Source organism: Devosia sp. (assembly GCF_034675085.1).
Taxonomy (GTDB): domain Bacteria; phylum Pseudomonadota; class Alphaproteobacteria; order Rhizobiales; family Devosiaceae; genus Devosia.
This window is the reverse complement of the sequence record NZ_JAUCDN010000362.1, coordinates 1-3,120: the sequence shown is the minus strand read 5'-3', so window position 1 is coordinate 3,120 and position 3,120 is coordinate 1. Positions and strand designations below refer to the sequence as shown.

4 protein-coding genes are annotated in these 3,120 nt (G+C 66.3%); 1 reads left to right on the top strand and 3 read right to left on the bottom strand.

All coding sequences use genetic code 11. The features are described 5' to 3' along the window. Positions 1-837, top strand: an 837-nt coding sequence (locus tag VDP82_RS16250) for a LysR family transcriptional regulator (RefSeq protein ID WP_323015871.1), incomplete at its 5' end; no start/stop codon positions are given. On the opposite strand, the gene VDP82_RS16245 is transcribed toward VDP82_RS16250, so the two are convergent. From VDP82_RS16245 to VDP82_RS16235, 3 genes are all read right to left on the bottom strand, one after another. Further along, positions 755-2,194 (bottom strand): nitronate monooxygenase, encoded by a 1,440-nt coding sequence (locus tag VDP82_RS16245; RefSeq protein WP_323015870.1) that lies wholly within the window; start codon positions 2,192-2,194, stop codon positions 755-757. The two genes, VDP82_RS16250 and VDP82_RS16245, sit on opposite strands and share 83 nt — an antisense overlap. Continuing rightward, a complete protein-coding gene (locus VDP82_RS16240; protein ID WP_323015869.1) occupies positions 2,187-2,558 on the bottom strand; it encodes a DUF488 domain-containing protein in 372 nt (123 codons plus the stop codon). Before VDP82_RS16240 ends, VDP82_RS16245 begins: the two co-directional genes overlap by 8 nt. Continuing rightward, on the bottom strand, positions 2,555-3,120 hold a 566-nt coding region (locus VDP82_RS16235; protein WP_323015868.1), incomplete at its 5' end, for a Tim44/TimA family putative adaptor protein. The genes VDP82_RS16240 and VDP82_RS16235, both read right to left, overlap by 4 nt.

The window sequence follows — 3,120 nt, the reverse complement described above, 5'->3', positions numbered from 1 at the left end:
GGCAGTTTCGTGGCGGCGGCGGGGCGGCTCAATGTGACGCAGACGGCGGTCAGCGCGCGGGTGCATGCGCTGGAAGAGCAATTGGGGCGGCGGCTTTTCATCCGCAACAAGTCGGGTGCGCGGCTGACGCCGGCAGGGGAGCGCTTCGTGCGTCATGCCACCACGCTGGTGCAGGTGTGGGACCGGGCGCGCCAGCAGGTGGGTTTGCCTTTGGGGCGGGTGGATATCGCCAGCGTCGGCGCCGAGATCAGCCTGTGGAACCCGGTCCTGGTCGAGTGGTTGGTGTGGATGAAGCGGGAAGCGCCCGACATCGCCCTGCGCGGCGAAGTCGATACGCCCGGACGCCTGCTGGAGGGAGTGCAGACCGGCTCGCTCGACATGGCGCTGCTCTACGATCCCCCGCGCCAGGCCAGCGGGACGGTCGCCGAATTGCTGGCCGAGGAAAAGCTGGTGATGGTCACCACCACACCGGGGGGCGATGCCGGGGCGCCTGAAGACTACATCCATGTCGATTGGGGACCGGCCTTTGCGGCCAGCCATCAGGCGGCCTATCCGCGCATGGCCAGCCCCGGCGTCTTCATTTCCCATGGCCCTTTGGCGCTGCGCTATCTGTTGCGCGTCGGCGGGGCGGGTTATTTCCGGCTCAGCGCCGTGCAGCCGCATCTGGCGGCGCGGGAATTATGGCGCGTGCCCGATGCGCCGGAATTTTCCTATTCGGTGCATATGGTTTATTCGAGCCGTACCGAAACGGCGCTTATCGATCGGATGCGGACAGGATTTCGGGCCTGTCTGGCTGTGCCGGCGCCGGCTTCGCCAGGCGACGCTGTTGCAGGGTAAGGAACTGCCTTAGCTGGCTGAGAAGCTGGCGCAGGTCCGTTTCGGGCAGGCGAGCGATTATGGCGTCGAGGCGTGCCTGCATGGCCCCGAGCAGGGTAGGCAGCGTCTGCACTTGAGATGTCGGGTTGTCCTTGTCGGGTGCGAGCGCCAGAAGCCAGCCGGCATAGGCCTGCGCCTCGTGGCCGAAAGGCGGGGCATCAAAGGCATGTTGCTCGGCATGGTCAGCCAGCGCCAGATGCACGGCCTGCTGCAGATCGCTGGCCAGGGCGTCGCAAGTGGCGGCGAACTCCCCTGGCTCGGGATTACCCATATAGGCGTGGTTGAATTCTCCGGCATAGCAGACCGGTGAACTGGTTTCGGCCGCGTTGCCGGCGTCTGGCGTTGCGAGCAGGGCGCGGGCCTGCTCCATCAGGGCGGCCATACGGGCGCCAGCGGGTGGAATGGCCTCGATCTTGCCGATGCCAGTGCCGGCATAAAGCGCCATGAGGGCGAAATCGCCGGTCATGGAGCGCAGGGGTGAGTCGGTGCTGAAGAGATGGATCGGCCGGCCTTCCTCGTCACCGATGACGCGGCGCGGGCCTCCGTCGCCCCGGCCGAAAAGCCCGCCGGTGACGCTGCTCCTGATGACGCGCACCGGCGCGCCGATTGGCCAGTTGATGTGGAAGATGTCGGTGAGCACGGTATCGCCGGCCTGTGCTTCGAGCAGACGTTGCTTGTGATAGGGGTGGGCGAAGGCTTCCTGGGTGGCCATCAGCGCTGTGCCCAGCACGATCCCATCCGCTCCCAGCGCGCGGGCTACAACCAGGTCGCCGCCACTGGCCAATCCTCCCGCCGCCAGAACTGGTCGACCTACTGCCGCGACCACCTCGGGCAGCAGTTCGGCCAGGCGCCGTGTGCCGCGCACATGCCCGCCGGCTTCGCGGCCTTGCGCGATGATGATGTCGACGCCGGCGCGTTCGGCCGCGATGGCCTCATCCACCGAACCGACCTGCCAGCACACGACCATGCCGGCGTCCCGGCACCGGGCGACGATGGCTGGGTCGATATCCCAGAAAAGGCCGATCACCGGCACTTGCAGGCGAATGCAGGCGGCCAGTTGTGCCTCGAGAAGCTCGGCGGGCGTGGCCGCAGGGATCAGATTGACACCGAAACGGGTGTGACCCAATGCGCGCAGGGCGGCCACCTCGCTCTCGATGAGCGCAACGGGCTCGCGCACCATGCCCAGAAAGCCGAAGCCGCCCGCCTCGGTCACTGCCGCCACCAGTTCGTGGCGGGCGACGCCCCCCATGCCGGCCAGCACCAGGGGCACACGGCAGCCCAGAAGGCGGCAGGCGGCGGTATCGGCCAGATCAATCATCGGAAGGCTTGTCCTGCATATAGCTTAGCAGCACCTGGGCCTGGTTGTGCTCCGTGTCGCGCGCGGCGTAAAGCAGGGTCACGGGGCCGCTGGCGGAGAGTTTTTCGAGCTGCGCCACGGCTTGGGTGTTTTCCGCCAGCTCCTTGCGATAGCGCTGGGTAAATTCCATCCAGCGCTCGGGCTGATGGTTGAACCAGTGGCGCAGATCGGTGCTGGGGGCGATGGATTTGAGCCAGAGGTCGATACCGGCCTCCTGCTTTGACAGGCCCCGTGGCCAGAGCCGGTCGACCAGCACCCTGGTGCCATCGCCGGCATCGCTGGGGTCGTAGATCCGCTTGAGGCGCCATTGCGGCGTCGGGCTCATTCTTCCGGCTCGGTCGTCACCAGCCGCCACACCGGGTCGGCTGCGTTCATGTTACGCTCGAAAGTCCATATTTCGGGCATGTCGACCACGCGCAGCGGATCGCCCAGCAGCACGGCGCCCATGCTGTTGCGCAGCACGGAAACCATCTGCCCGACAATGCGCACATCGATCCAGGCCATTTCGCCTTCCATTGCGCCGTCGACAATATCGAGGCCGGCAAGGCCGATAAAGGTCACTGTCAGCTTTTCGCCACGCTGCCGACGTTCGGCGATGGCGCCGGAAAAATCGACCGCCAGCTCGTCGCCGAGAAGATAGCGGACCGGCTCCAGATCGCCTGTGGCAAAGGCGGTAACCACCAGTTCATAGGTTTCGCCGGCGCCCTTTAGAAAGGTTTCGGCATTGCGCTGCGGGCTGCGGGCAAGAATGTCGGTCAGGGGCGAGGGCAACGTCCCGGCCGCCTCATTGGGGCCCGATGGCGCGGGACCATAGGTGGGCGCTTCGGGATAAAAATCGCTCCAGCGCCGCATATCGAGGGCGTCGGCGACTTCGCGTGCCTTCCAGC